Consider the following 21,276-nt stretch of genomic DNA (forward strand, 5'->3'; position numbering starts at 1 on the left):
GGCTGCCGGGCCCTCGTCGTCCGCCCGTGCTACTCGGTGTTGCGGGCCAGCTCGAGCGCGTACTCGGGCCACCAGTCGCCCGCCTGGGGGCCGCCCTTGCAGTCGCCGTCGGACTCGCCGGGCCGCTTGACCCACAGATAGGCGTCGACGAGCGGATCGCCGGTCTTCGTGGTCGGGGGCTCGCCCAGCGCGCGGCCGGGCGGGTTGCACCAGTTCTCCGCCGGATCGCCCTCGGTGTAGGGGCCGTTGCCGTTGCGGCTGGTGTCGATGACGAAGTGCTTGCCGCCGAACTTCTCGGACAGCTTCCTGCCGAACTGCCTGCCGGCGTCGGTCGGATAGAAGTTGGAGACGTTCACCGCGAACCCGTCGGCCTGCTCCACCCCGGCCCGCTTCAGCGGCTCGTACAGCGCGTCGGGGTTGGACCAGCCCGCGTTGCCCGCGTCCAGGTAGACCTTGGTGTTGGGCTGCTGCTTCAGCCGTTCGACGGCTCCCTTGAGCAGGTCGTACCGCTCCTCGTGGAACTCCTGCGGGGTACAGCTGTCCACCAGGTGCAGCACCGCGTCCGGCTCCAGGATCACCGTCGCGCGCCGGTCACCGATGCCCTTGGCGACGCCGTCGACCCAGGCCCGGTAGGCGTCGCCGTCGGCGGCGCCGCCCTTGGAGAACTGGCCGCAGTCGCGGTGCGGGATGTTGTAGAGGACGAGCAGGGCGTCGCGGTCCGCCTCGGCGGCGGCCCGGGTGAAGCCCTTGGCCTCCGCCTCCGGGTCGTCGGGGCTGATCCATTCGCCGACCGGCTGCTCCGCGATCTTCTTGATCAGCTCGGCGTTCTCGGTCTCGCCCTTCTCCCGGTAGGCGGCGACCTGTCCGGCGGCCTTGCTGTCCGGGTTGACCCAGTAGGGCGCCCGCGCCTTGGGCTGCTGGCCCACGACCGGCCCGGCGTTCTTGTCTCCACCGTCGCCGTCGCCGCCGGAGGAGCACCCCGCCGTCAGCAGGACCGCCCCCGCGGCGGCCAGTCCCGCTCCCGTCCGGGCACGGCGGCCGACAAAACTGCGGTACATCCACTCCCCCTTGGTGCACTGTGCTTTCGGCCCGGCCCTGTGGACTCCCCCCGGACAAGACCGGTCGAACCATCCTGGCACACGCTCGCCGGGCGTCCCGGAATCGCCGGGTGTTGTGGGCGTACCGTGACGCCGCCCCGGCAGCCGGTGGTCGGGCCGCGGTCGGGCCGCGTTCAGGCCGCCGAGACGTCCGTCAGGTACGCGTAGACCACGACGTTCGCCGTGTACGCCCCGCTCGCCCGGTCGAAGGTGCCGCCGCAGGTGATGAGGCGCAGTTCGGCGCGGCCGGTGCGGCGGGGGCCGTAGACCTCCCGGGCGTCGAACCGGTCCCGGGTGACGACCTGGACGTCGTCGACGGTGAACTCGGCGACCGAGCCGTCCGCCCGGGTCACCTCGACGCTCTCGCCGGGCCGGGCGGCGCTCAGTCCGTAGAACACCGCCGGCTGCGTCTCGGTGTCGACGTGCCCGACGAGCAGCGCCGCGCCGGGCTCGCCGGGCACGGTGCCGTCGCCGTACCAGCCGACGGTCCGCGGCGTCTCCAGCGGGGGCGGGTCCACCGCTCCCGACGCGTCGAGGCCGCGCGGGACGACCGGCGCGGCGATGCCGAGGGCGGGGACGGACACGCGGCGCGGCTCTGCGGCGCCGTGGAGCGGTGCGTGCGCGGGCGGCAGCGGGACGCCGGGCGGGCGGCCCACCGCGGCGATGTCGCCGGTGGTCGGCGCGGACGAACCGCCGCCGTGGGCGCCGGGCGCCTCGCTCCCCCACAGCCACAGCATCAGGACCAGCACCGCCCAGACCGTTCCGGTGATCAGCCGGCCGTTGCCGGGGCTCGCGGCGGGGGTGGGGGCGGGGGCGGGGCAGGCGTCGGCGGACGGCATGTCAGTCGGAGTCCGTACGGCGCCGGCGGCGGGAGCTGCGTACGGCCACGGCGACCGCGGCCGCACCGGCGAGGACCAGGCCGGTGACGGTCTGCGAGGTGCTCGGCCCGGTCTCGTCGGCGTCGACGGTGGAGACCGGCGCCGCCAGCACGGCCGTGCCGCCGCCGCCCGCCTGCACGGGGGCCACGGGCGACGCGTGGGACTGCGGCGCGGACGGGCGCGGGGCGGCGGGGTGCGACGGGCCCGGCTCGTCGTGCCGGGAGGTCTTCGAGGGCGCCGGCTCCGGCGGCGGGTGGGGCTTCGAGTGGTGCCGGGTGACGTCGACGCTGCCCGCTCGGGGGTGCTCGCCCAGATCGCACCGCACCCGGACGTCGTACGTACCCGGCTTCACATCGGATCTGATCCTGGCCTTGCCGACGAGCCAGCCGTCCCGGCCGTTCGGCGACAGCGCGGCCTCCGTGGCGAAGGCCTCCGACCGGGCGCCGCCGGATCTGTCCCGGCAGCCCACGACGCGGATCTCGACCTCGCCGCCGGGCGCGGTCGCGGCCGGGCTGACCGTGGCCTTCACGGAGCTGCCGGCGAATGCGGCGGTCGCGGGCGCCATGACGAGAACGGCGGCCGCCCCTGCCACACGGAAAGCTATGGAACCAGTACGCATCGTGAACCTCCTGATACCGCAAGAGTCACGCGCTTGGCCCGTTTCCGCATCCGCAGAGCCGGCCGCCGGCGCCCGGCGGCGCCGCTGAGCTGCTCAGACGCGCTCGACGAGATCCGCGATCGGGTACACGGCCGCGAGTGGGGGCCCGGGCCGACTCCGGCGTCCCGTCCGAGTGCCGAAACGTTTGAGCCGTGCCAACGGCGATTGAATAGCATGGCCGTCCCATGTCCGCTGACGGCAGGAGCCCACGCATGACAGATCGCAAGCCCATCGAGTCGTGGCTCACCGACATGGACGGCGTACTGATGCACGAGGGCGTGCCCGTACCCGGCGCCGACGCCTTCATCAAGAAGCTGCGTGGGTCCGGCCGGCCGTTCCTGGTCCTTACGAACAACTCCATGTACACGGCGCGCGATCTTCAGGCACGGCTGCACCGGATCGGTCTGGAAGTCCCCGCGGAGAACATCTGGACCTCGGCACTTGCGACAGCCAAGTTCCTCGACAGCCAGCACCCGGGCGGTACGGCCTATGTCATCGGTGAGGCAGGGCTCACCACGGCGCTGCACGACGTCGGCTACGTGATGACCGACCATGAGCCCGATTTCGTCATCCTGGGGGAAACGCGGACCTATTCGTTCGAAGCGCTGACGAAGGCGATCCGTCTGATCGACAACGGGGCCCGGTTCATCGCCACCAATCCCGACAACACGGGGCCCTCCCCCCAGGGCGCCCTTCCGGCGACCGGCTCCGTCGCCGCACTGATCACGAAGGCGACGGGGAAGGACCCGTACTTCGTGGGCAAGCCCAACCCGCTGATGATGCGGACCGGACTGAACGTCATCGGGGCACACTCCGAGACATCCGCCATGATCGGTGACCGCATGGACACCGACGTGCTCGCGGGCCTCGAGGCCGGTATGCAGACGTTCCTGGTGCTCACCGGTCTGACGAGGGTCGGGGACCTTGAGCGCTACCCGTACCGACCGACCGAGGTGGCGGACTCGATCGCGGACCTGGTCGACCTCATCTGAGGCCGTCGCGCCCTGAGCCGCAACAGGCGGGCGCCCGGGAGGGCAGGACCCGGCCGCGCCCGGACGACCGTTCAGCGACGGCCGGTCCCGGGGCGCAGCCGGCGGGCGACGAGTACGAGGAGTCCGGCGCTGAGCAGGATCACGGTGGTGCCGACGCCGATCCGGGCGAGCGAGCCGGAGCCGGTGGTGGCGAGCTGCTCGTGGGTGCTGGGCGACGGCTTCTCGGCGGGCGCGCTCGCCGGCGCGGTCGGGGGCTCGGCCGGGAGGGTGGTCGGGGACGCGGTCGCGGGCTGTCCGGCGGAGCGTGCGGGGGTGGGCGACGCGGACCGTACGCCGTCGTCCTCGCCCTCCCGCTCCTCGTCCCCCTCGCCCTCCAGGACGGCGAAGCGGTAGTCGCCCGACTCGCCGACCCAGTCGCCGTCGTCCCCCTTGCGCTGCACGATCGCGGCGTTGACGGTGACACGGTTCGCGGCCGTGCCGGCGGCGACCGAGAGCCTGGTGCGTACGGTGACCGTGCCGCCGGCCGGTACGACGAAGCCCTTGAAGCCGTCGTCGAAGACGCCGACGAACTCGTCCTCCGTGGTCCGCTCCAGGGTGACCGGCCGCCAGCGGTCCGCTTCCTCGTCGTGGAACTCGACTCTGACGCGGTCCGCGGTGAGCATCCGGTCCTCCGCGGTGATGACGAGCACCGGGTGGATCCGGTCGCAGCCCTCCCGGGTTCTGTTGGTCAGCTCCACCGACCAGGTGTGGAAGCCGGAGCCGGCGCGGACGGTGGCGGGGCCGCCGCGGATGCGGGTCTTGATCGGGAAGTCGGGGTCGGTCGCCTTGCCGCAGGTGGGCGCGGGCGCCGCGGGGGCTGCCGGGTCTGCGGGAACTGCGAGGGCGACGGTCTGCGCGGAGAGGGCCGCGTGGGGTGCGGCCCGGGAGGTCACCGCGGCGGCCGCCGCGGTGTCGCTGACGGCCGCGGGCGAGACGAGTGCCGCGGCGGCTGTGAGGGCGAGGGCGTTGCGCGTTCGCATGAGAGGCCTTTGATCGCTCGCGTACTGCCGGGTCGCCCCGGAACAAGCCCGGGGCCCTCCCATCTGTGCCCGGCGGACCTGCCCGCGCCCGGCCCGGTACGCCCGGCCGGCGGCGCGACGTCCCTCGTGTCAGCGTATTTCCGGGTCCTCGTGACTGGCGGCGAGGCCGGCGTGGGACGCGCCGAGGCCGGCGTCGTCCTCGATGAGATCGTCCACGGCCAGGGCCGCGAGCGGGGCCGAGTCCGCCTCCGAGCGGCCGAAGACCGGGGCGAGCACGAGCTGCGCGGCGCCGTCGGCGACGGTGTGCTCGCCGCCCCGTGCGGCGCCCACCGGGACCTTGTTGCGTTCGGCGAGCACGGCGCCCACTCCCCGTACGAACTCGTCCTCCGCGGCGGCGACGACGCGGCCGCCGAGGAGCACCCGGTCGATGTCGAGCAGTTCGACGAGGTTGGTCGCGCCGACGCCGAGGACGCGGGCGGCCTCGGCCAGGTCGCCCCGGGCGACGGCCCGCAGGCAGAGCGCCTCGATGCAGCCGCGCCTGCCACAGCCGCACTCGGGGCCGTCGAGCTGGATGACCTGGTGCCCGAACTCCCCGGCGCCGGTGCGCTCGCCCCGGTAGAGCGCACCGTCCAGGACGAGGCCGGCGCCGAGCCCCGTACCGAGGTGGAGGTACGCGAAGGAGGCCATGGGTCCGTGGAGGGCGAGGCCGAGGGCGGCGGCGTTGGTGTCCTTGTCGAGGACGGCGGGCAGCCCGAGGCGTGCGGAGAGCACGTCCCGCAGCGGGAAGCCCTCCCACTGCGGGAAGCCGGTGACCTTCTGCGTCACCCCGTTGAAGTGGTCGAGCGGTCCGGGCATGGCGATCCCGAGGCCGAGCACCCGCAGCCCGCCGCCGAGGGCCTCCGGGGCCGGTCCGGTCAGCAGGGTCTCGACCTCCGTCGCGGCCGTCGCGACGACCGTCTCCGTGCCGGCGCCCAGGTCGAGAGGGACGGTGCGGGTGTCGACACGGGTGCCGGCGAGGTCGAGGAGGACGACCGTCAGCTCGTCGCGGTCCAGGTGGAGGCCGATGGCGTGACCGGCCGAGGGCACCAGCCGCAGCACCGTGCGCGGTTTGCCGCCGGTCGACGCCCGGTGGCCCGCCTCCTCGACGAGCCCTTCCTCCCGCACCCGGGCGACAATCTTGCTGACGGCCTGCGGCGTGAGCCCGGCCGCGTCCGCCAGCTCGAGCCGACTTATGCCGCCCTCACCGGCGGTCCGCAGCAGGTCGAGGACGAGCGCCGCATTGTGGCTGCGCAGCGCGGGCAGATTGGCTCCCACTCCCGCCATGCTCCTGTTCACCCTCCCATTCTCACCACCGCTTGCACTTTAGCAACACCGTTGCTTAAGTGGTCGGTATGACTGGTACCGGCTCTCCCCTCCGCGTCGCCCTCGTCGGTTACGGCCTGGCGGGCTCCGTCTTCCACGCCCCGCTGATCGCCGCCACCGACGGTCTCGTACTCGACACGGTCGTCACCTCCAGCCCGGAGCGGGCGGAGCAGGCACGGTCCGAGTTCCCCGAAATCCGCGTCGAAGCCTCCCCCGACCGGCTGTGGGCCCGCGCGGACGAGTTCGATCTCGTCGTCATCGCCTCGCCCAACAAGACGCACGTCCCGCTCGCCCGCGCCGCCCTCGAAGCGGGGGTCGCGGTCGTCGTCGACAAGCCCATCGCCGGCACCGCGGCGGAGGCCCGCGCGCTGGCGGAGCTCGCCGCCGAGCGCTCCCTCGTGCTCTCCGTCTTCCAGAACCGCCGCTGGGACAACGACTTCCTCACCCTGCGGCAGCTCGTCGAGTCCGGTGACCTCGGCGAGGTGCAGCGCTTCGAGTCCCGCTTCGAGCGCTGGCGCCCGCAGCTCAAGGGCGGCTGGCGCGAGTCCGGCGACCCGGCGGAGATCGGCGGCCTGCTGTACGACCTGGGCAGCCACGTCGTCGACCAGGCGCTGACCCTCTTCGGCCCGGCGGCGCGCGTGTACGCCGAGTCGGACGTACGCCGCGCCGGCGCGCAGGCCGACGACGACACGTTCATCGCGATCACCCACACCAACGGTGTCCGCTCACATCTGTACGTCAGCGCCACCACCGCACAGCTCGGCCCGCGTTTCCGGGTTCTGGGCTCCACGGGCGGGTACGTGAAGTACGGCCTGGACCCGCAGGAGGACGCGCTGCGCGCCGGCCGCCGTCCGGGGGACGGCGAGCCGTGGGGCGTGGAGCCGGAGTCGCTGTGGGGCCGGGTGGGTTCGGGAGAGTCACCGCTGACCGGCGGCGGCGTTCCCGTGGAGACCGTGCCGGGCGACTACCCCGCGTACTACGCGGCGGTCGCCGCCGCCGTGCGCGGCAGGACCGCCCCGCCGGTCACCGCGGAGGAGGCGGCCGCGGCACTGGACGTGCTGGAGGCCGCCCGTCGCTCCGCCCGTGAAGGGATCACCGTCACCGTGGAGGTCACCGCATGAACACGCTGGACACGATGAAGCCGGTCCCCCACCTGAGTGTCGACGAGATCGTCGAGCAGGAGCGCCGGCTCACGCTCCGCCGGTTCACGTACTCGGACGCGTGGGCACTCGGCAGCATGCTGGTGGAGATGGCGCATCTGCGGGAGGCGCCGGTGGCCATCGACATACACCGCGGCGCCCAGCAGCTCTTCCACGCCGCGCTGCCCGGCTCCAGCGCGGACAACGACGCGTGGATCGACCGCAAGCGCCGGGTCGTCGAGCGGTACGGCGAGAGCTCGTACCTGGTCGGGGCGCGGCACCGCGCCAAGGGCACCACCTTCGAGGAGTCCTCCCGCCTGGACCCGGACCGGTACGCGGCACACGGCGGCTCGTTCCCCCTCACGGTCGACGGTGCCGGCGTGGTCGGCTCGGTCACGGTCTCGGGCCTGCCGCAGGCGGAGGACCACGCGATGGTGGTCGAGGCGCTGGAGCGGTTCATCGCGAGGTGAGGGGCGGCGCGGGCTGTCGCCCGGCTCGGCGGGCGGGCGGCCCGACAGGCGCGGGCGGGTCTGCCGGCTCGGGCCGCAGCCGGCGCTCCCCAGCCTTCCGCGTGCCGCCGGACGCTACGCGTCCTTGAGCTCTTGGCGCGGGCCGGCGCGGTGGGCGCCGTGCCGCGGGCGGGGTGCACTCGGGTACGCCGACCCGCCTGGGTGCGAGCGACCGGGCGGGCGGAGACGGACTCTGTCCGGCGGGGCGGCCAGGCCCGACAGCGGGTCGGGCCCACCGGAACGAGCCGCGCAGGGCCGGACCCGCCGGGCCATGCCCATTGGCGCTGCGGCCCGGCCCCACCTGCCGAGCGCCGGCGCGCGCCCGGGCCACAGGCGCGCCCCCAACCTCCCGCGCGCCCCGCGCGCGCTACGCGTCCTTGAGCTCCTGGCGCTGGCGGCCGAGGCCGTCGATCTCAAGCTCGACCACGTCGCCGGCGCGCAGGTACGGCTTCGGCTCGGGCCGGCCCATGGCGACTCCCGCGGGCGTACCGGTGTTGATGACGTCGCCCGGGTGGAGCGTCATGAACCGGCTCAGGTAACGGACGACCTCGGCGACCGGGAAGATCTGGTCGGCAGTGGTCCCGTTCTGCTTGAGCTCGCCGTTGACCCACAGCTTCAGGCCGAGGGCCTGCGGGTCCGGCACTTCGTCGGCGGTCACGAGCCACGGCCCGAGCGGGTTGAACGTCTCGCAGTTCTTGCCCTTGTCCCAGGTGCCGCCGCGCTCGATCTGGAACTCGCGCTCGGAGACGTCGTGGGCGACCGCGTACCCGGCGACATACGAGAGCGGGTCCTCGTCGGGCTCGATGTAGCGCGCTGTACGCCCCACGACGACCGCGAGCTCGACCTCCCAGTCGGTCTTGCGGCTGCCGCGCGGTACGAGCACGGTGTCGGCGGGCCCGACCACGGTGTCGGCGGCCTTGAGGAAGACGACGGGCTCGGCCGGGGCCGCCGCTCCGGTCTCGGCGGCGTGGTCGTGGTAGTTCAGCCCGATGCACACCACCTTCCCGACCCGGCCGACCGGCGGCCCGACGCGGAGCCCGGTCGCGTCCAGTACGGGCAGTTCGCCGACGGCGGCCGCGGCCCTGATCCGGTCGAGGGCGGCGGCGTCGGCGAGCAGCGTTCCGTCGATGTCCGCGACAAGACCGGACAGGTCGCGCAGCGTCGTCCCGTCCTGGTCGAGCAGCGCGGGGCGTTCGGCACCTGCCGTTCCGACACGCAGCAGCTTCATGATCTTCTCTCCTCTGGTCGAGTGCGAGCCCGGCCCGGCCCGACAGGTGCGGCCGTCGGAGGATCGGAGGATTGGCCGATCCTCCAAGGTGGCCGACCACTCCGCAAGACCCTGTTCACAACCTGGACCGTTACGCGCCAGTAGGCCGCCGCCCGGGGCGCGTTCACATCTGTGCCGCCAGCGGTACCGGCGTGTCCCGGTAGAGGAAGACCCGCTCGACCGCGGCCCAGGTGGTGGAGGTGACGACGTACAGCGCGGCGGCCAGCGGCACGACGGCGACGGTGGCGAGCGTGAGGAACGACATCAGTGGCATCACCTTCGTCATCGCCCCCATCCCCGGCAACTGCTCGCCGACGGCGGGCGTGGCAGGCGCGGCGGCCATCTGCTGCTTGGTGCGCCGGTAGTTGAACGTCGCCACGGCGGCGACGGTCACGAAGAGGGCCAGGTAGACGAGCCCGGCGCCGCCGAGCAGCCCGCCGTGCGCGAGGGCGTCGGTCCAGCGGTCGGCGAGCGGCGCGTCGAGGAGGGAGTGGCCGAGGAGCCCGTTGGGCTCGCCGCCGATCTCGGCACTGGAGAACAGGTGGTACAGCAGGAAGAACGCCGGCACCTGGAGCAGGCTCGGCAGGCAGCCGGCCAGCGGCGACACCTTCTCCTTCGCGTACAGCTCCAGCGTGGCCTTCCGCAGCCGCTCCGGGTTCTTGCCGTGCTTGGCGCGCAGTGCGGCGAGCTGCGGGGCGAGGCGGGTGCGGGCCTTCTGGCCACGGGCGGCGGCGCGGGAGAGCGGATGCACCGCGAGCCGTACGAGCGCGGTGAAGACGACGATCGCGGCGGCGGTGGCGGTGGCGGCGAACAGCGGCTGGAGCAGGTCGGCGAGCTGCTCGACCAGGGTGGCGAAAACGGACATGGGTGAGTCCTCCGGGGGTCTCGTCGTGCCGGGAGAAGAAGACATGACGGCATGACGACCCGCGGGGGCGGTGCGTGGCGGTACTGAGGGGCAGCGCGCCTACGGGGCCGTCAGGAGGAGACGGCCGGGCGCTCGGGGGCGCCTGCGGCCCCGGGCGTCGGGGTCGCGCTGCGGCAGGAAGGCGGTGCGTTTCTCACGGTCGCGCAGGGCCGTGCGAACACGGGTGCGTGGCACGGCGGGGGCGCAGCGCGCGCTGATGACGGCGCAGACGACGAGCGCGGATCCGGCCGCGGCGGTGGCCGTCGCGGCGAGCGCGACGGCGGCGGAGAGGCTGCCGCCGTCGACGAGGAGGATCTCGAGGAGCAGGAGGAGCAGCAGCGCGGCGGGCCGGAGCAGCCGTGCCGTACGACCGGCCATGCGCCCCTCCCCTGTCACGATCCGCCCCACCCGTGGTCCCTCTGGTGCGCCGCTGGTAACCACGTGGCGCCGGACACCGAGTATACGAGCGGCCCCGGCGCGGAGTTCCCGAATCGCGCCCCGGGAAAGGGAGTTGCGCACACCCCGCCACGCCCCCGTCACGCCGCGCGGCGGCCGGCCCCCGAACACAACTGCTTGAACGCTTGATTACGCAGAATCACGTTGCGGTCACGTTCGCCATGCAGCCCTTGACGCCTCCACCCCCACAGAGTTGGCTTTCGGCCACCTTGGCTGCAAATGATGCAGCCTGTCAGGGAGGTTGGATTCAACCAATGAACGCATTTCTGCGTCGTGCCGCCGTCGCAGCCGCCGCCACCGCCGTGCTCATACCGCTCTCCGGCTGCGGTGGGACCGATGCGGAGCCTGGTGTCAGGCTGACCGACGACATCGTCGTCGGGCTGCTCCTTCCGGAGAACCAGGCCGCTCGCTACGAGCAGTTCGACAAACCGGTCATAGAGGAAGGTATCGCCCGCCTCACCAACAACAAGGGCCGGGTCCTCTACGCCAACGCCAGGCACGACGCCGATCTGCAGACGCAGCAGCTCGAAGCCATGATCGAGGACGACGTCGACGTACTGATCGTGGACGCGGTGGACTCCAAGGCCATCGCCGGTGCGATCGAGAAGGCCGACGAGGCCGCCATCCCCGTCGTCGCGTTCGACCGCCTCGCCGAGGGCCCGATCGACGGTTACGTCTCCTTCGACAACGAACAGGTCGGCCACATCCAGGGCAAGGCCCTGCTGGAGGCCCTCAAGAAGCAGGCCGGGACCGGCTCCGACGCCGCGTCCGGCAAGATCGTGATGGTCAACGGCGCCCTGACCGACCCGAACGCCGCCATGTTCAAGAAGGGCGCCCACACCGAGCTCGACGGCAAGGTGGAGATCGGCCTCGAGTACGACACCGAGGACTGGAAGCCGGAGAACGCCAAGGCCAACATGGAGGCCGCGATCGCCTCCCTCGGCAAGGACGCCATCACCGGCGTCTACTCCGCCAACGACGGCATGGCGGGCGGCATCATCGAGGCCCTCAAGTCGGCCGGCGTCACCGACCTCCCGCCCGTCACCGGCCAGGACGCCGAACTGGCCGCGGTGCAGCGCATCGTCGCCGGAGATCAGTACATGACGGTCTACAAGCAGTACGCGCCGGAGGCGGCGGCCGCCGCCGAGATGGCCATCCTGCTCGCCCGGCACATGTCTCTCGGGGCGGCCGCGCACACGGACATCGACACCCCGACCGAGGAGTCCGTCCCGACCGTGCGCATCCCGGTCATCGCACTGACGCAGGAGAACATCGAGGAGACCGTCGTCAAGGACGGCCTCTACACGGTGGACCAGATCTGCGTCCCCGAGGTGCGCGCGGCGTGCAAGGAGATCGGGCTCACGTCGTAGCCCGCGGGGCGCCCACCGTGCTTACCGCGGCCGTACGGCGGCCAGTCGCCCCCACACCACCAGCCGGTATCTGGAGCTGAACTCGGGCGTGCACGTCGTCATCGTCAGGTAGTGGCCCTCCGCTCGGTATCCGGCGGCGGGCCGCACCGAGCTGCGCGGGACCGGGTCGATCACACCCGAGTCGCCGGGCAGGGTCCGCGCGAGCGTCCGGTCGACGGCGTACACGTACACGCCCTCCCGGGTCTCCACCTCCACGGTGTCGCCGGGGCGGAGCCGGTCGATGCGCCGGAAGGGCTCGCCGTGGGTGTTGCGGTGCCCGGCGACGGCGAAGTTCCCGGCCCGGCCGGGCTGCGCGGTCGCGGGGTAGTGCCCGACATACCCCTTGTCGAGGACACGGCGCTTGCCGACGCCCTCGGCGACGGGGGCGACGACGCCGAGCCGGGGGATGCGGAGGACGGCGTACGCCTGGTCCCAGCGGGGCGCGTGCGAGGGCTCGCGGCCCCGGGCCTGGTCCGGCACCCGGGTCGGGCCCGGTTCGGGGACGGCCTCCGGGGGCTCCCGCACCCTTCCCCGCTCCGCCGGCTCCCGCTCCTGCGCCCAGCGCTGCTCCAGGGCCCTCACCTGCCGCTCGGCACCCTGGCCCGCCTGCCGGTTGGTCCACCACAGCTGGTGGACGACGAGGAGCAGCACGACGGCCCCGAGCGTGACGGCGGCCTCCGCGGCCATCCACAGCCCGCGCGCGAGCCACACCCGCCTGCGCTCCCGATGCCGTGTCCGCCGCCGCTCCCACTGCCTCCGCACGCGCGCAGGGTAGGGCCGCGGCCCTCAAGTCACCAGCGTCGCGACCCGCGAGGCAGCCGGCGGGGGTCCGGCGTGCCCCCGTACCGGGGACCGGGTCGGCCTGCCGGCCGTACCCCGTACGGCAGTACGGTGTGCTGCATGCGCCCCGACACGCCTGCTGACCACATCGCCGAAGCCGAGCGCCTGCTGCGTACCGCCGAGCAGTATCCGGAAGACGCCGAGCCGCTGCTCCTCCAGGCCGCAGCCCACCTGGAACTCGCCGGCGAACGCGGCCGAGCCTCCACCCTCTACGACCGCCTCCTGGCGTCCGTGCTGCCCGGGCAGCCCGAGCACCCGCAGCTCGTCAAGGCGCTGCAGGCCGCCAACCTCTGGGAGTACGGCCACGAGGCCGAGGCCCGCGCCCTGATCGACGGGGTCCGCGCGGCCGCTCCGACGGAGGCCGCGCCGTGGGAGATCATCGCGGAGACGCTGGAGCACCACGACGAACTCGAGGCGTCGCACGACTGCTTCACGACGGCGCTGACGATCCTCCTGGCCGACGGCGACGAGGACGTCCCGTACGCCACCCGGTCCCTCCTCTCGGGCCGCCACCGCGTCCGCCGCCTGCTGGGCCTGCCCCACGACGACTGGGACTCCACGGCCGACCGGGTCCACGCCGCCCACACCCCGGACGTCACGCTCGACGAACTCCACGACCCCAACCGCCTGTGGGCGCTGGGCTCGGACAACCCGGCCGAGCTGAAGGCGGAGATCGCCCGCCTCCGCTCCGAACTGGGCTCCTACCGCTCGGCGCTGTCCCGCCCCTTCCCGGTCGCGGTCCTCCACTGGCCGGAGGCGGAACTCACCGAGCTGCTGGAGGCGTACCCCCAGCTCGAGTCCGAGTACCCGAGCCACAAGGCCCACCTGTCGGACATCGAGGCCTCCCTGCGCGACCTGTCGGCGACGGGCACGGAGAACCTGGGCATCGTGACGGCGACGGTCCCGTCCTACGAGGCCTTCGCGGCCTCCGAACAGTCCTCCCCCGCGAACACGGACCTGCTCCCCCAGTACGCCACCACCCTCGCGGCCCGCGGCCGCGCCACCTCCTGGCCGCCGGCCAAGGGCGCGCCGTGCTGGTGCGGGTCGGGGACGGCGTACCGGGACTGCCACGGGGGGTAGGCCGCGCCACTCCTCGTCCAGGCACCGAGGCACCACGGCTGTTCCTTGCGGGCCGGGGTCCGAACCGGTTCACGCTGCCGCGAGCCCGCCGGCACAATGCACACGTGCCCGATGCCGTCCCTTCCTCCGCCGCAGTGTCCGCCCGCATGAGCCGCCAGGGCTCTCGCGACACGGCTCAGGAGCTGGCGGTTCGCCGGCTGCTGCACGCTTCCGGTCTCCGCTACCGCGTGAACGTCCCGGTGCCGGGCATGCCCCGACGCACGGTCGACATCGTCTTCCCCGCGATCAAGATCGCCATTTTCCTGGACGGCTGCTTCTGGCACGGCTGCCCCCAGCACGCCACCCAGCCCAAGGCCAATGCGGAGTGGTGGCGGACCAAGCTCGACAAGAACACGGCGCGGGACGTCGAGACCACCAGCCACCTCACCGAGGAGGGCTGGACGGTCCTTCGATTCTGGGAGCACGTACCGGCGGAGGAAGTCGCAGCGACGGTACGTGCGGCGGTGGACCGGGAGAAGCGGGATCGGCACCGGCGGAAGCAGTCGGCACGGAAGCAGGGCCCCGCGAAGAGCCGAGGGGAAGCTGATGGCTGATCAACTCGGTTTCGTGGACCTGTGTTCCGGCGCGGGCGGGTTGGCGTCAGGACTGGAGGGTGCGGGCTTCTCGCCAATGCTCCTGCTCGACAACAAGCGCCAGGCGTGCGAGACGCTCATCGCCAACCGACCGCACTGGAACGTGGTCTGTGAGGACCTTGTCGATTTCCTTCCGGACGAGTACCCGGAGAGCCTGGACGTCGATCTGCTGTCGGCCGGCCTGCCGCGGGTGAAAGCCTCGGCCGCGGTGGGGCGCCCGGACAGTGACCAGGAACTGCGGCTTCTCACGGCCACCGTCTATCTGGTCCACTCGATCCAGCCGCGGGCCCTGTTGCTGGAGAACCTGCCCGCTCTCGTCGAGTCGGCGGCGTACGCCGGCATCAGGGACTTCGTCCAGGCCGAACTGGCGCATCTCGGCTACCGGTACCACTGGTTCGTGCTGAACGCCGCGGACTTCGGTGTGCCGCAGGAGCGCCGACAGGGCATTCTCGTGGCCCTCAAGGAGCCGTGGTTCCACGCCTTCACCCCGCCCCGGCCGACGGTGGACAAGCATGTCCCGGTCGGCCGTGCGCTGCGGCGGTCGATGGCGGCTCGTGGCTGGCGCGACGCCGACATCTGGGCGGCCCAGGCGCTGGCTGTCGCACCCACTCTGGTCGGCGGCTCGGAAAATCGTGGCGGTGCGGATCTCGGTCCGTCCGGCACGAAACGCGCCTGGGCGCGGATGGGGGTGAACGCAGGCGCACTGGCCGACGAGGTGCCGGGGCCGGATTACGTATGGCCACGCTCCGACGATCCGGCCCGGATGCCGAAGATCACGGTGGACCAGGCGGCCCTTCTCCAGGCGTTCCCCGCGGAGTGGCAGGTCACGGGACGGAAGACGGCCCGATATCGACAGATCGGACATGCAACCCCGCCGCCGGTGGGCAGGGCGCTCGGCGGGGCCATCGCGACCGCGCTACGGTCACCTGCCCGCGCGTAGAAGAGCCGGAATTGCATCCCCGTTCGCCGGCTACACTTCAAGGCCATGAGCCACATCGAGAACGAACACCCCTCACCTGCGGGTTTCCGCATCCTGGACCTGTTTGCGGGGCCGGGCGGTCTGGATGTGGCGGCCGACGTCCTGGGGCACCGGGTCACCGGCATCGAATGGGACGCGGGAGCATGCGCCACTCGCAGTGCGGCAGGTATGGACACCTTCCACGGTGACGTCCGAAAGTACCGCGCAGCCTTCTTCCCCCATGCTCAGGTGCTGACCGGGGGACCTCCGTGCCAGACATTCACAGTCGCCGGACACGGGGCGGGCCGCAGGGCGCTGGACCAGGTAATCCAGTACATCGAGCGCTTGCACCGTGCCGTACACCCGGAAACCCGCCAGGACTGGAAGCAGATCTTCCGAACCTGGCGCAAGATTTCCGAGGAACTCAGGCTGAGGGACCTCGAAGCAAAAGAGGTCAAGGCGGAGAAGCGCAAGGTCGAGGAGCTCAGGGCCACGAAGCGCAGGTCCATGAAGATCAGACTGGCGCAACTCGGGACCTCCACGGACGACGTCAACAACGTTCTGAGAAAACTCGAGGCACCGCAGATCGTCGATTACCCGGATGACGAACTCAACGGCCTTCTCCAGCAGTTCGGCGAGCTGAACGACAGGCTCGACAAGCTGAAGGACAAGCTCGAGGAGTTGGGCGACGAACGGACGGGATTGGTCCTGCAGCCCCTGTGGTGGGTGATCGAACGGAGCCGGCGACCCGGCTCGGAGCCCTACGAAGCCGTTGTGCTGGAGCAGGTGCCCGCAGTGATGCCGGTGTGGACGAAATACGCCGAGGTGCTCGCCACCCTCGGCTACCGGACCGCGACACAGATGATGCACACCGAGGCCTTTGGCGTGCCGCAGACCCGGCGGCGCGCGGTGCTCATGGCCCGGCTTGATGGGACCGCCGACCCGAACAAGGTCGAACTTCGCCCCGGCGACCTCCCGAAAGTGTCCGAAACACATGAGCGCTACCGGTCGGCGAGCCGTCCCACCGTACCGGCGACGGCAGGGCACGTGATGAACATCCTCCCCTTGGAGACCTCGGACGAGAACGCGGAAGAGCCACCCAAGGCGGCCTGGGTTTCCATGGAAGAGGCCCTGAAGAGGGCAAGGGAGATCAAGCCGGAGCTGCCTGATCGTCCAGCTTTCACCGTCGTGTCGAACTACGGGACGGGCGGTGTTCCCGAGGCGCGCGGCCGACGCGACCACGACGCCCCTTCCGCCACGATCACCGGGAAGGTTTCGCGGAACCGCGTGGTCGAGAAGGGCACCGACAAGGACCTGGACCGTTTCACCCCTGCCGAGGCAGGGGCGCTCCAGACCTTCCCCGTCGCATATCCCTGGGGCGGCAACGACGTGTCGCAGCAGATCGGCAACGCCGTACCGCCCAGGCTCGCCCTGCACGTGCTGCGGCACGTGCTCGAACCCGAACTGAGCAAGGACGAGGCGGAGATCAGGCTGCGGCAGGCCACCGTCGAGTTGGAAACATGGAAGCCCGCCGTGCCGGTGGAGATCCGCCGGCACGGCGACTGGGAGGGTCACCCGCTCACGGGCAGGTGACCCTCCCGACTCACTCCTGGGGCTTCCGACCCCGGACCGGAGCCGTCTCGAAGAGGTCGGCGAAGTAGTCGGTGAGCGCGATCACCGACTTCTCCGGAACGGGTTCTTCGTCAGGCCCGTCCGGCAGCGAGTGCCGCGGTACCGGCGGCGCGGATTCGGCATCCGCCACCCACTGGCGCAGCACCTCGGGATCGCGCTGCTCGTCGGTGGCCAGCACGTCGTACATCAGGGTCGCACCGGCGGCATTGATGGCCGTCATCAGACCCTCGATTTCACGACCGGTGGTGGCGACCCCGCGTTCCATGACGCGCACCAAAGCCTGAGCAGTGGGGCGGTGATCGAGAAGGTCCCGCCGTAGCGCGGAATGGATGAGGTCCTGGTTGGTACAGGCAGCGACCACCGGTGAGTAGTCCTTGCCGTTGCGGAACATCTCGGCTGCCCACCACAGACGCGAGAAGCACTGACGGTCCAGCGGTCCTTTGAATCGGGCCGGGTTTGTGCGCGGCTCGCCCTGATCCGACTTCGGCGTCGAGAGGTGGCGCCAGACCACGTAATCCGGAGCGACGGCCAACGAAAGGTGGTTCCAAAGCCTTCGGTCCGCGGCCTCCCGGCGGGTGAGGCGGAGAGCCGCATGCAGTCGGGGCGCCAGCCAGCCGTCTGCGCCGGTGCGGTTGTCCTGGAACTCGTGCATGGCATCTTCCATGAGTTCCCTGAGCGGTTCGACCTCCCATCGGGGGTCGTCCTCCGGCAACGGTTCGACGACCTTGGCGAGATCGACACCTCCGTGGCCCTGCATCCCCTGGAGCAGGTCCTCCGTGAGGAAGGGGTCGGCCGCCGTCGCGGACAACAGGCCCAGCCGCTGAGGAAGATGGTGCGGCCTCTCGATCATGCTCTGTCCCCTCGGTTCATCTGCTGCAGTCCGCGGAGGGCGTTGGCGAGTGCCTTGCTCGCACCGGCGCGGCGCACGGCCGCGTAGTGGATTCGGGTCTGGAGTTCCACCCATCCCGCGTCGCCCGTGCGCCGGTGGTGGACCTGCCGGAGCGCCTCCTCCACATGGACGCCCGACACCACGTCGGGGAGCATCTCCCTCAGTACTTCGCCCTGCCAATCGGTGGGGAAGACCGGCGAACCGTCCGGCTCGACCTCCAGGTCACCGACAGAGCTGTGGAACACCGCCGTCCATACGTCGGTGGCCATCTGGGAGACGAGCATCTCGTGCACCTTGCTCTCGATGCCTCCACTCTCGCCGCCGAGAAGATCGGAGAACCCCTCGATGTCGGTGTTGACCAGCACCGTCGGCAGCCGGCCCGAGGCATCCACGATCCAGGGCACGTCGGAGTAGGCGTGCAGCCACTCCCGTGCGCTCTTCGAGAAGTTCGTCTGCTTCACATCGAGGCGCAGACCACCGAGCGGCTCCTCGGCGCACACGTCGACCGTCCAGTCGTCGTCCGTCTCGGCGATCGCCCGGCCGGGCACGTCGTCGACCGTGGCGACAGCATGGGCCGCGAGGCCGGCGCGTCCCACGTGTTCGTCGCGGAACACCTCAATGTCGCCGGACCACTCCTTGCTGTCGGGGGCGTCCTGTCGGAGGTCGACTGCAGTACGCACGTTGGTCTCACCGTCGGTGAGCACGGCGAGGACACGCAGATCGCTCCACGGAGCATCGGGGGCGTTGGCGCCGGGCGGCAGAGTGGCGGACAGGCCGATCCTGGCCGACACCCAGTCCTCGTGCTGCGCCACTCCCAGGGCCACGGTTCGTTGCTGAGTGGAATATGCCGAAGTGTCCAGATGGTCCCGGGAGCCGTCGGGCAGCTTGAGGGAAGCCGACGTCACCCGAAGGGAGATCGGGCGGTTGAGCCTCTTGTACGGGTAGAACTTCATGCCTCACTCCCCTTACCGGCTCGGAGTTCGAGAACGAGCCGGGTGAGCGCAGTACGGACCGGATGGCCGGCGACATCGGTGGCACCCCGGAAGGACGCTCGGCGCGCACCGGGCGTGAAGCGGAGCACACCGTCCTCGACCTCGCAGCCCTCCAGGGCGACGAGCTCAGCCCAGTCGAGCCTGGGGCGGCTGCCCGACCGCACGTCGAGCAGAACGACCGGTGTCATGACAGGCAGTTCCTCCGCGCGGGGCAGTTTCACCTCGGCAGTGATCCGCCACTCCCCGTCCGCGCCGATCTCCGCCTTGAGTCCGTCCAGTTCCGGCAGGGAAGGCCCGGAGCCACGCCTGGGCACGGTCTTGCGCGGCACGGTCAGCGCCTTCCGCAACTTCGCACCTCCCTCGCCGCCGGCACGCTTGGGGCGGGCGACCAACTCCTTCACCGCGGCGTTGACCTCCGTGGTCAACCTGGCGATGCGATGGTGCGCGCTGTGCGACCAGCGAAGTGTCAACTCCTCGGTCTGGCCCCAGCGGTCGTGCTCGGGAGGCTCGGCCGCACGCAGAAAGTCCTCGGCCTCCTCGGCGAAGGGCACCGACTCACCGGCCGCTTGGCCCGCCAGAAGAACAGCCTGAAAGGCGTTGACGCCCAGCGGCAGGCCTGCGACGCCGGACTTCTTGATAGTCATGCGATTGCCGCGCAGCGAGTGGACCTGGTTCGAGATGCCGTCCGCGTCCTCGGCCTCCGTGACCAGCAGTACGGCCGGATGGATGCCGAGTGTGCCGCGGCGCCCGCCGTAGAGGGGCAGCCGGAGCGGGACCGTGCGGAGGACGACCTGACCTGCCTCAGTGAGCCGGTCCACAGTGGTCCCGTCGTAGAAGGCGCGGAGCGCCCGAGTCCGAGAAGGTTGGGCGACGGTGGGGTCGACCTTCTCCTCCTCGATGACGACCTGACCGTTGCGCAGCGTCCGGACCGAGGTTTCCAGCAGGGGGAGTCGGCTTCCGCCACCGGTCATCGCTGCCCAGAAGTCCTGCCCGAGTGCCTCCACCAACCTTCGGTGCATGGCCCTGATGTCCCGGGTGCCGTCCTCGTCGGCCCCGTCCTCGTCATCGGTGTCGAGGTCGGCCGGGCCCTGGTCGAGACTCGCCACGTCATGGGCTCCGACGATCAGGAAGGAGGTGCCCGGTTCATCGTTTTCACGCGCGAGGTGAAGTCGCTCGACGGATTCCTCGTCAGCCCACCAGGAACGAGCCACCTCCGCACCCGGAGTGTCCGGGTCGGGGCGTCCGAGCCAGGCGGGCCCCGCGTAGGGGACCCCGTCGACGGAACGCCATGGCAGTTCCAGCCGTCCGATGACACGGCGTTCGGTGCGTCCCTCGTGCGGGACGGACAGCGTGGAGTTGATCAGAACCATGCCGAGTGCACTGGTCGCCCACAGCGTCGCCTTGCCGAGACCGTAGGAACCGCCCGCGCCCCGCCCTGACTTGAGGCTTTCCAACTGGCGGCGGACAACGGCTGCGAACTTGCCGTCGTCGTAGTCGTCGCCGGTGAGACCGGAAGCGTTGTAGTCGTCGATCCGCAGGAGGACCAGCCGGCCCTTTTCGAACATGTCACGGACACCGGCATCGACGACACGTCCGACCTTCTGCTGGGAGGCCGACTCCGAGACCGCCAGGTAGTGAGGCTGCAGATCGTCCCAGAGGATGGCCCGGCGGAAAGTGTCCAACGACTCGCCGGTCAACTCGTGGATCGTGTATCGCACGCGGACCGGACGGCCGTTCTCCGTCAGCCGCTCGTCGAGACTGTTCTGACAGGTCTCGCGAGCGAGTACCTGGACATCCGCGTCGAAGGCGAAGGCCGCGGCGTTGCCACCGTCGCGCCCGCCGTCGCGGTAGCCGGGCCGGTGGTACCAGGTGACGGGGAGCCCGACCTGGGTGTCAGCGGTCCTGGTGTGCACCGTGCCCACGTCGGTGCCGAGCGCCTCGGCGATCTGCGCCATGACGGTGGGGCGGGGCACCGAGCGTCCCGTGATCCACGCGGAGACCGCGGCTCGGGTCAACTTCAGTTCCTCGGCAAGTTCCGCCTGGGTCTTTCCGGTGAGCCTGAGTTGACGGGCCAGCCAGGGCCCGAACTCCTCGCCTGCATCCACGTGCAACCTGCGCTTTCCATGCTTCGCGAGTCTCTTGCGTGCTTGATGACCAGAGGCTAATTTGACACACCGATCCCCGTCAACCAAAAGTTAACAGGGCTACTCGATCATCCATTCCATCAACCTGTCCAATCTGTCCGATTTCGCGGATTACGTTCGCGATTCACGGGGAGCCAACCGGAATCCGAAGGTCCACTTGTGAGGGAAGTCGATTTCGCAAAAGCCGGACAGAGATGAGGGTTGACAGGACCCGGTCATGCACCGCTAGCGTCGAGTTCAGCAGCAGCGCTGTCTCGCCAGGAAAGTTCCGAATGGAATCCGGGCGACCCGGGGGTGAGGTGTACCTCCGGGCGGCTTCACCCGACTTCTCACCCGGTGAACGGAGAATGCGATAGAAGAGAGCTGGAGCAATCACGACCTGAAGTCGATGCGCGAGTTGAGCGCCGACTTCCTGAACC

20 protein-coding genes are annotated in these 21,276 nt (G+C 71.1%); 8 read left to right on the top strand and 12 right to left on the bottom strand.

Features of this window, described 5'->3' with window-relative positions:
* Positions 1–29: 29 nt before the first annotated feature.
* The 3 genes from ACWD01_RS01980 to ACWD01_RS01990 all read right to left on the bottom strand — a co-directional run bounded on the left by ACWD01_RS01980 (position 30) and on the right by ACWD01_RS01990 (position 2,594).
* Positions 30–1,058, bottom strand: a complete 1,029-nt coding sequence (locus ACWD01_RS01980) for a glycoside hydrolase family 6 protein (RefSeq protein ID WP_451157053.1) — start codon at positions 1,056–1,058, stop codon at positions 30–32.
* A gap of 173 nt (positions 1,059–1,231) precedes the next feature.
* The gene (locus tag ACWD01_RS01985; protein ID WP_451157055.1) at positions 1,232–1,936 is read right to left on the bottom strand and encodes a class F sortase; all 705 of its coding nucleotides are present in this window, start codon (positions 1,934–1,936) and stop codon (positions 1,232–1,234) included.
* 1 nt (position 1,937) lies between these two features.
* Entirely contained in the window at positions 1,938–2,594 is a 657-nt protein-coding gene (locus ACWD01_RS01990; protein ID WP_451157057.1) for a hypothetical protein, read from the bottom strand.
* Positions 2,595–2,845: 251 nt separating this feature from the next.
* On the opposite strand from ACWD01_RS01990, the gene ACWD01_RS01995 reads away from it, so the two are divergent.
* Complete coding sequence (locus tag ACWD01_RS01995; protein WP_451157059.1) at positions 2,846–3,625, top strand: HAD-IIA family hydrolase; 780 nt, start codon at positions 2,846–2,848, stop codon at positions 3,623–3,625.
* Between the two features lie 71 nt (positions 3,626–3,696).
* On the opposite strand, the gene ACWD01_RS02000 is transcribed toward ACWD01_RS01995, so the two are convergent.
* Positions 3,697–4,644 (bottom strand): hypothetical protein, encoded by a 948-nt coding sequence (locus ACWD01_RS02000; RefSeq protein WP_451157061.1) that lies wholly within the window; start codon positions 4,642–4,644, stop codon positions 3,697–3,699.
* A 129-nt stretch (positions 4,645–4,773) separates the two neighbouring features.
* Positions 4,774–5,967, bottom strand: coding sequence for an ROK family transcriptional regulator (locus tag ACWD01_RS02005; RefSeq protein WP_451157063.1), 1,194 nt, complete (start codon positions 5,965–5,967; stop codon positions 4,774–4,776).
* Positions 5,968–6,035: 68 nt separating this feature from the next.
* Between ACWD01_RS02005 and ACWD01_RS02010 the strand changes: the two genes are divergently transcribed.
* Entirely contained in the window at positions 6,036–7,127 is a 1,092-nt protein-coding gene (locus ACWD01_RS02010) for a Gfo/Idh/MocA family oxidoreductase (RefSeq protein WP_451157065.1), read from the top strand.
* Positions 7,124–7,615, top strand: a complete 492-nt coding sequence (locus ACWD01_RS02015; protein ID WP_451157067.1) for a heme-degrading domain-containing protein — start codon at positions 7,124–7,126, stop codon at positions 7,613–7,615. Before ACWD01_RS02010 ends, ACWD01_RS02015 begins: the two co-directional genes overlap by 4 nt.
* A gap of 406 nt (positions 7,616–8,021) precedes the next feature.
* On the opposite strand, the gene ACWD01_RS02020 is transcribed toward ACWD01_RS02015, so the two are convergent.
* The 3 genes from ACWD01_RS02020 to ACWD01_RS02030 all read right to left on the bottom strand — a co-directional run bounded on the left by ACWD01_RS02020 (position 8,022) and on the right by ACWD01_RS02030 (position 10,203).
* The gene (locus tag ACWD01_RS02020; protein ID WP_451157069.1) at positions 8,022–8,882 is read right to left on the bottom strand and encodes a fumarylacetoacetate hydrolase family protein; all 861 of its coding nucleotides are present in this window, start codon (positions 8,880–8,882) and stop codon (positions 8,022–8,024) included.
* 163 nt (positions 8,883–9,045) lie between these two features.
* Positions 9,046–9,786 carry a YidC/Oxa1 family membrane protein insertase gene (locus ACWD01_RS02025; protein ID WP_451157071.1) on the bottom strand — a complete coding sequence of 247 codons (741 nt, stop codon included), beginning with the start codon at positions 9,784–9,786 and terminating at the stop codon, positions 9,046–9,048.
* 99 nt (positions 9,787–9,885) lie between these two features.
* Positions 9,886–10,203, bottom strand: coding sequence for a DUF6412 domain-containing protein (locus tag ACWD01_RS02030; RefSeq protein WP_451157073.1), 318 nt, complete (start codon positions 10,201–10,203; stop codon positions 9,886–9,888).
* A 332-nt stretch (positions 10,204–10,535) separates the two neighbouring features.
* Between ACWD01_RS02030 and ACWD01_RS02035 the strand changes: the two genes are divergently transcribed.
* Positions 10,536–11,651 (top strand): sugar ABC transporter substrate-binding protein, encoded by a 1,116-nt coding sequence (locus ACWD01_RS02035; RefSeq protein ID WP_451157075.1) that lies wholly within the window; start codon positions 10,536–10,538, stop codon positions 11,649–11,651.
* Positions 11,652–11,672: 21 nt separating this feature from the next.
* On the opposite strand, the gene ACWD01_RS02040 is transcribed toward ACWD01_RS02035, so the two are convergent.
* On the bottom strand, positions 11,673–12,377 hold the full coding sequence (locus ACWD01_RS02040) for a class E sortase (protein ID WP_451157367.1): 705 nt from the start codon (positions 12,375–12,377) through the stop codon (positions 11,673–11,675).
* A 213-nt stretch (positions 12,378–12,590) separates the two neighbouring features.
* On the opposite strand from ACWD01_RS02040, the gene ACWD01_RS02045 reads away from it, so the two are divergent.
* The 4 genes from ACWD01_RS02045 to ACWD01_RS02060 all read left to right on the top strand — a co-directional run bounded on the left by ACWD01_RS02045 (position 12,591) and on the right by ACWD01_RS02060 (position 16,793).
* Positions 12,591–13,610 carry an SEC-C domain-containing protein gene (locus tag ACWD01_RS02045; RefSeq protein WP_451157077.1) on the top strand — a complete coding sequence of 340 codons (1,020 nt, stop codon included), beginning with the start codon at positions 12,591–12,593 and terminating at the stop codon, positions 13,608–13,610.
* A 146-nt stretch (positions 13,611–13,756) separates the two neighbouring features.
* A complete protein-coding gene (locus ACWD01_RS02050; protein ID WP_451157369.1) occupies positions 13,757–14,203 on the top strand; it encodes a very short patch repair endonuclease in 447 nt (148 codons plus the stop codon).
* Complete coding sequence (locus ACWD01_RS02055) at positions 14,196–15,182, top strand: DNA cytosine methyltransferase (RefSeq protein WP_451157079.1); 987 nt, start codon at positions 14,196–14,198, stop codon at positions 15,180–15,182. Before ACWD01_RS02050 ends, ACWD01_RS02055 begins: the two co-directional genes overlap by 8 nt.
* A 45-nt stretch (positions 15,183–15,227) precedes the next feature.
* Entirely contained in the window at positions 15,228–16,793 is a 1,566-nt protein-coding gene (locus ACWD01_RS02060; RefSeq protein ID WP_451157081.1) for a DNA cytosine methyltransferase, read from the top strand.
* Between the two features lie 10 nt (positions 16,794–16,803).
* On the opposite strand, the gene ACWD01_RS02065 is transcribed toward ACWD01_RS02060, so the two are convergent.
* Genes ACWD01_RS02065 through ACWD01_RS02075 form a run of 3 tightly spaced genes read right to left on the bottom strand, consistent with a single transcriptional unit; the run spans position 16,804 to position 20,818 of the window.
* A complete protein-coding gene (locus ACWD01_RS02065) occupies positions 16,804–17,682 on the bottom strand; it encodes a DUF6339 family protein (protein WP_451157083.1) in 879 nt (292 codons plus the stop codon).
* A complete protein-coding gene (locus ACWD01_RS02070; RefSeq protein WP_451157085.1) occupies positions 17,679–18,674 on the bottom strand; it encodes a hypothetical protein in 996 nt (331 codons plus the stop codon). Before ACWD01_RS02070 ends, ACWD01_RS02065 begins: the two co-directional genes overlap by 4 nt.
* A complete protein-coding gene (locus ACWD01_RS02075; protein ID WP_451157371.1) occupies positions 18,671–20,818 on the bottom strand; it encodes a helix-turn-helix transcriptional regulator in 2,148 nt (715 codons plus the stop codon). The genes ACWD01_RS02070 and ACWD01_RS02075 overlap by 4 nt, the downstream gene beginning before the upstream one ends.
* Between the last annotated feature and the right edge of the window lie 458 nt (positions 20,819–21,276).

The organism is Streptomyces sp. NPDC002835, assembly GCF_053591995.1.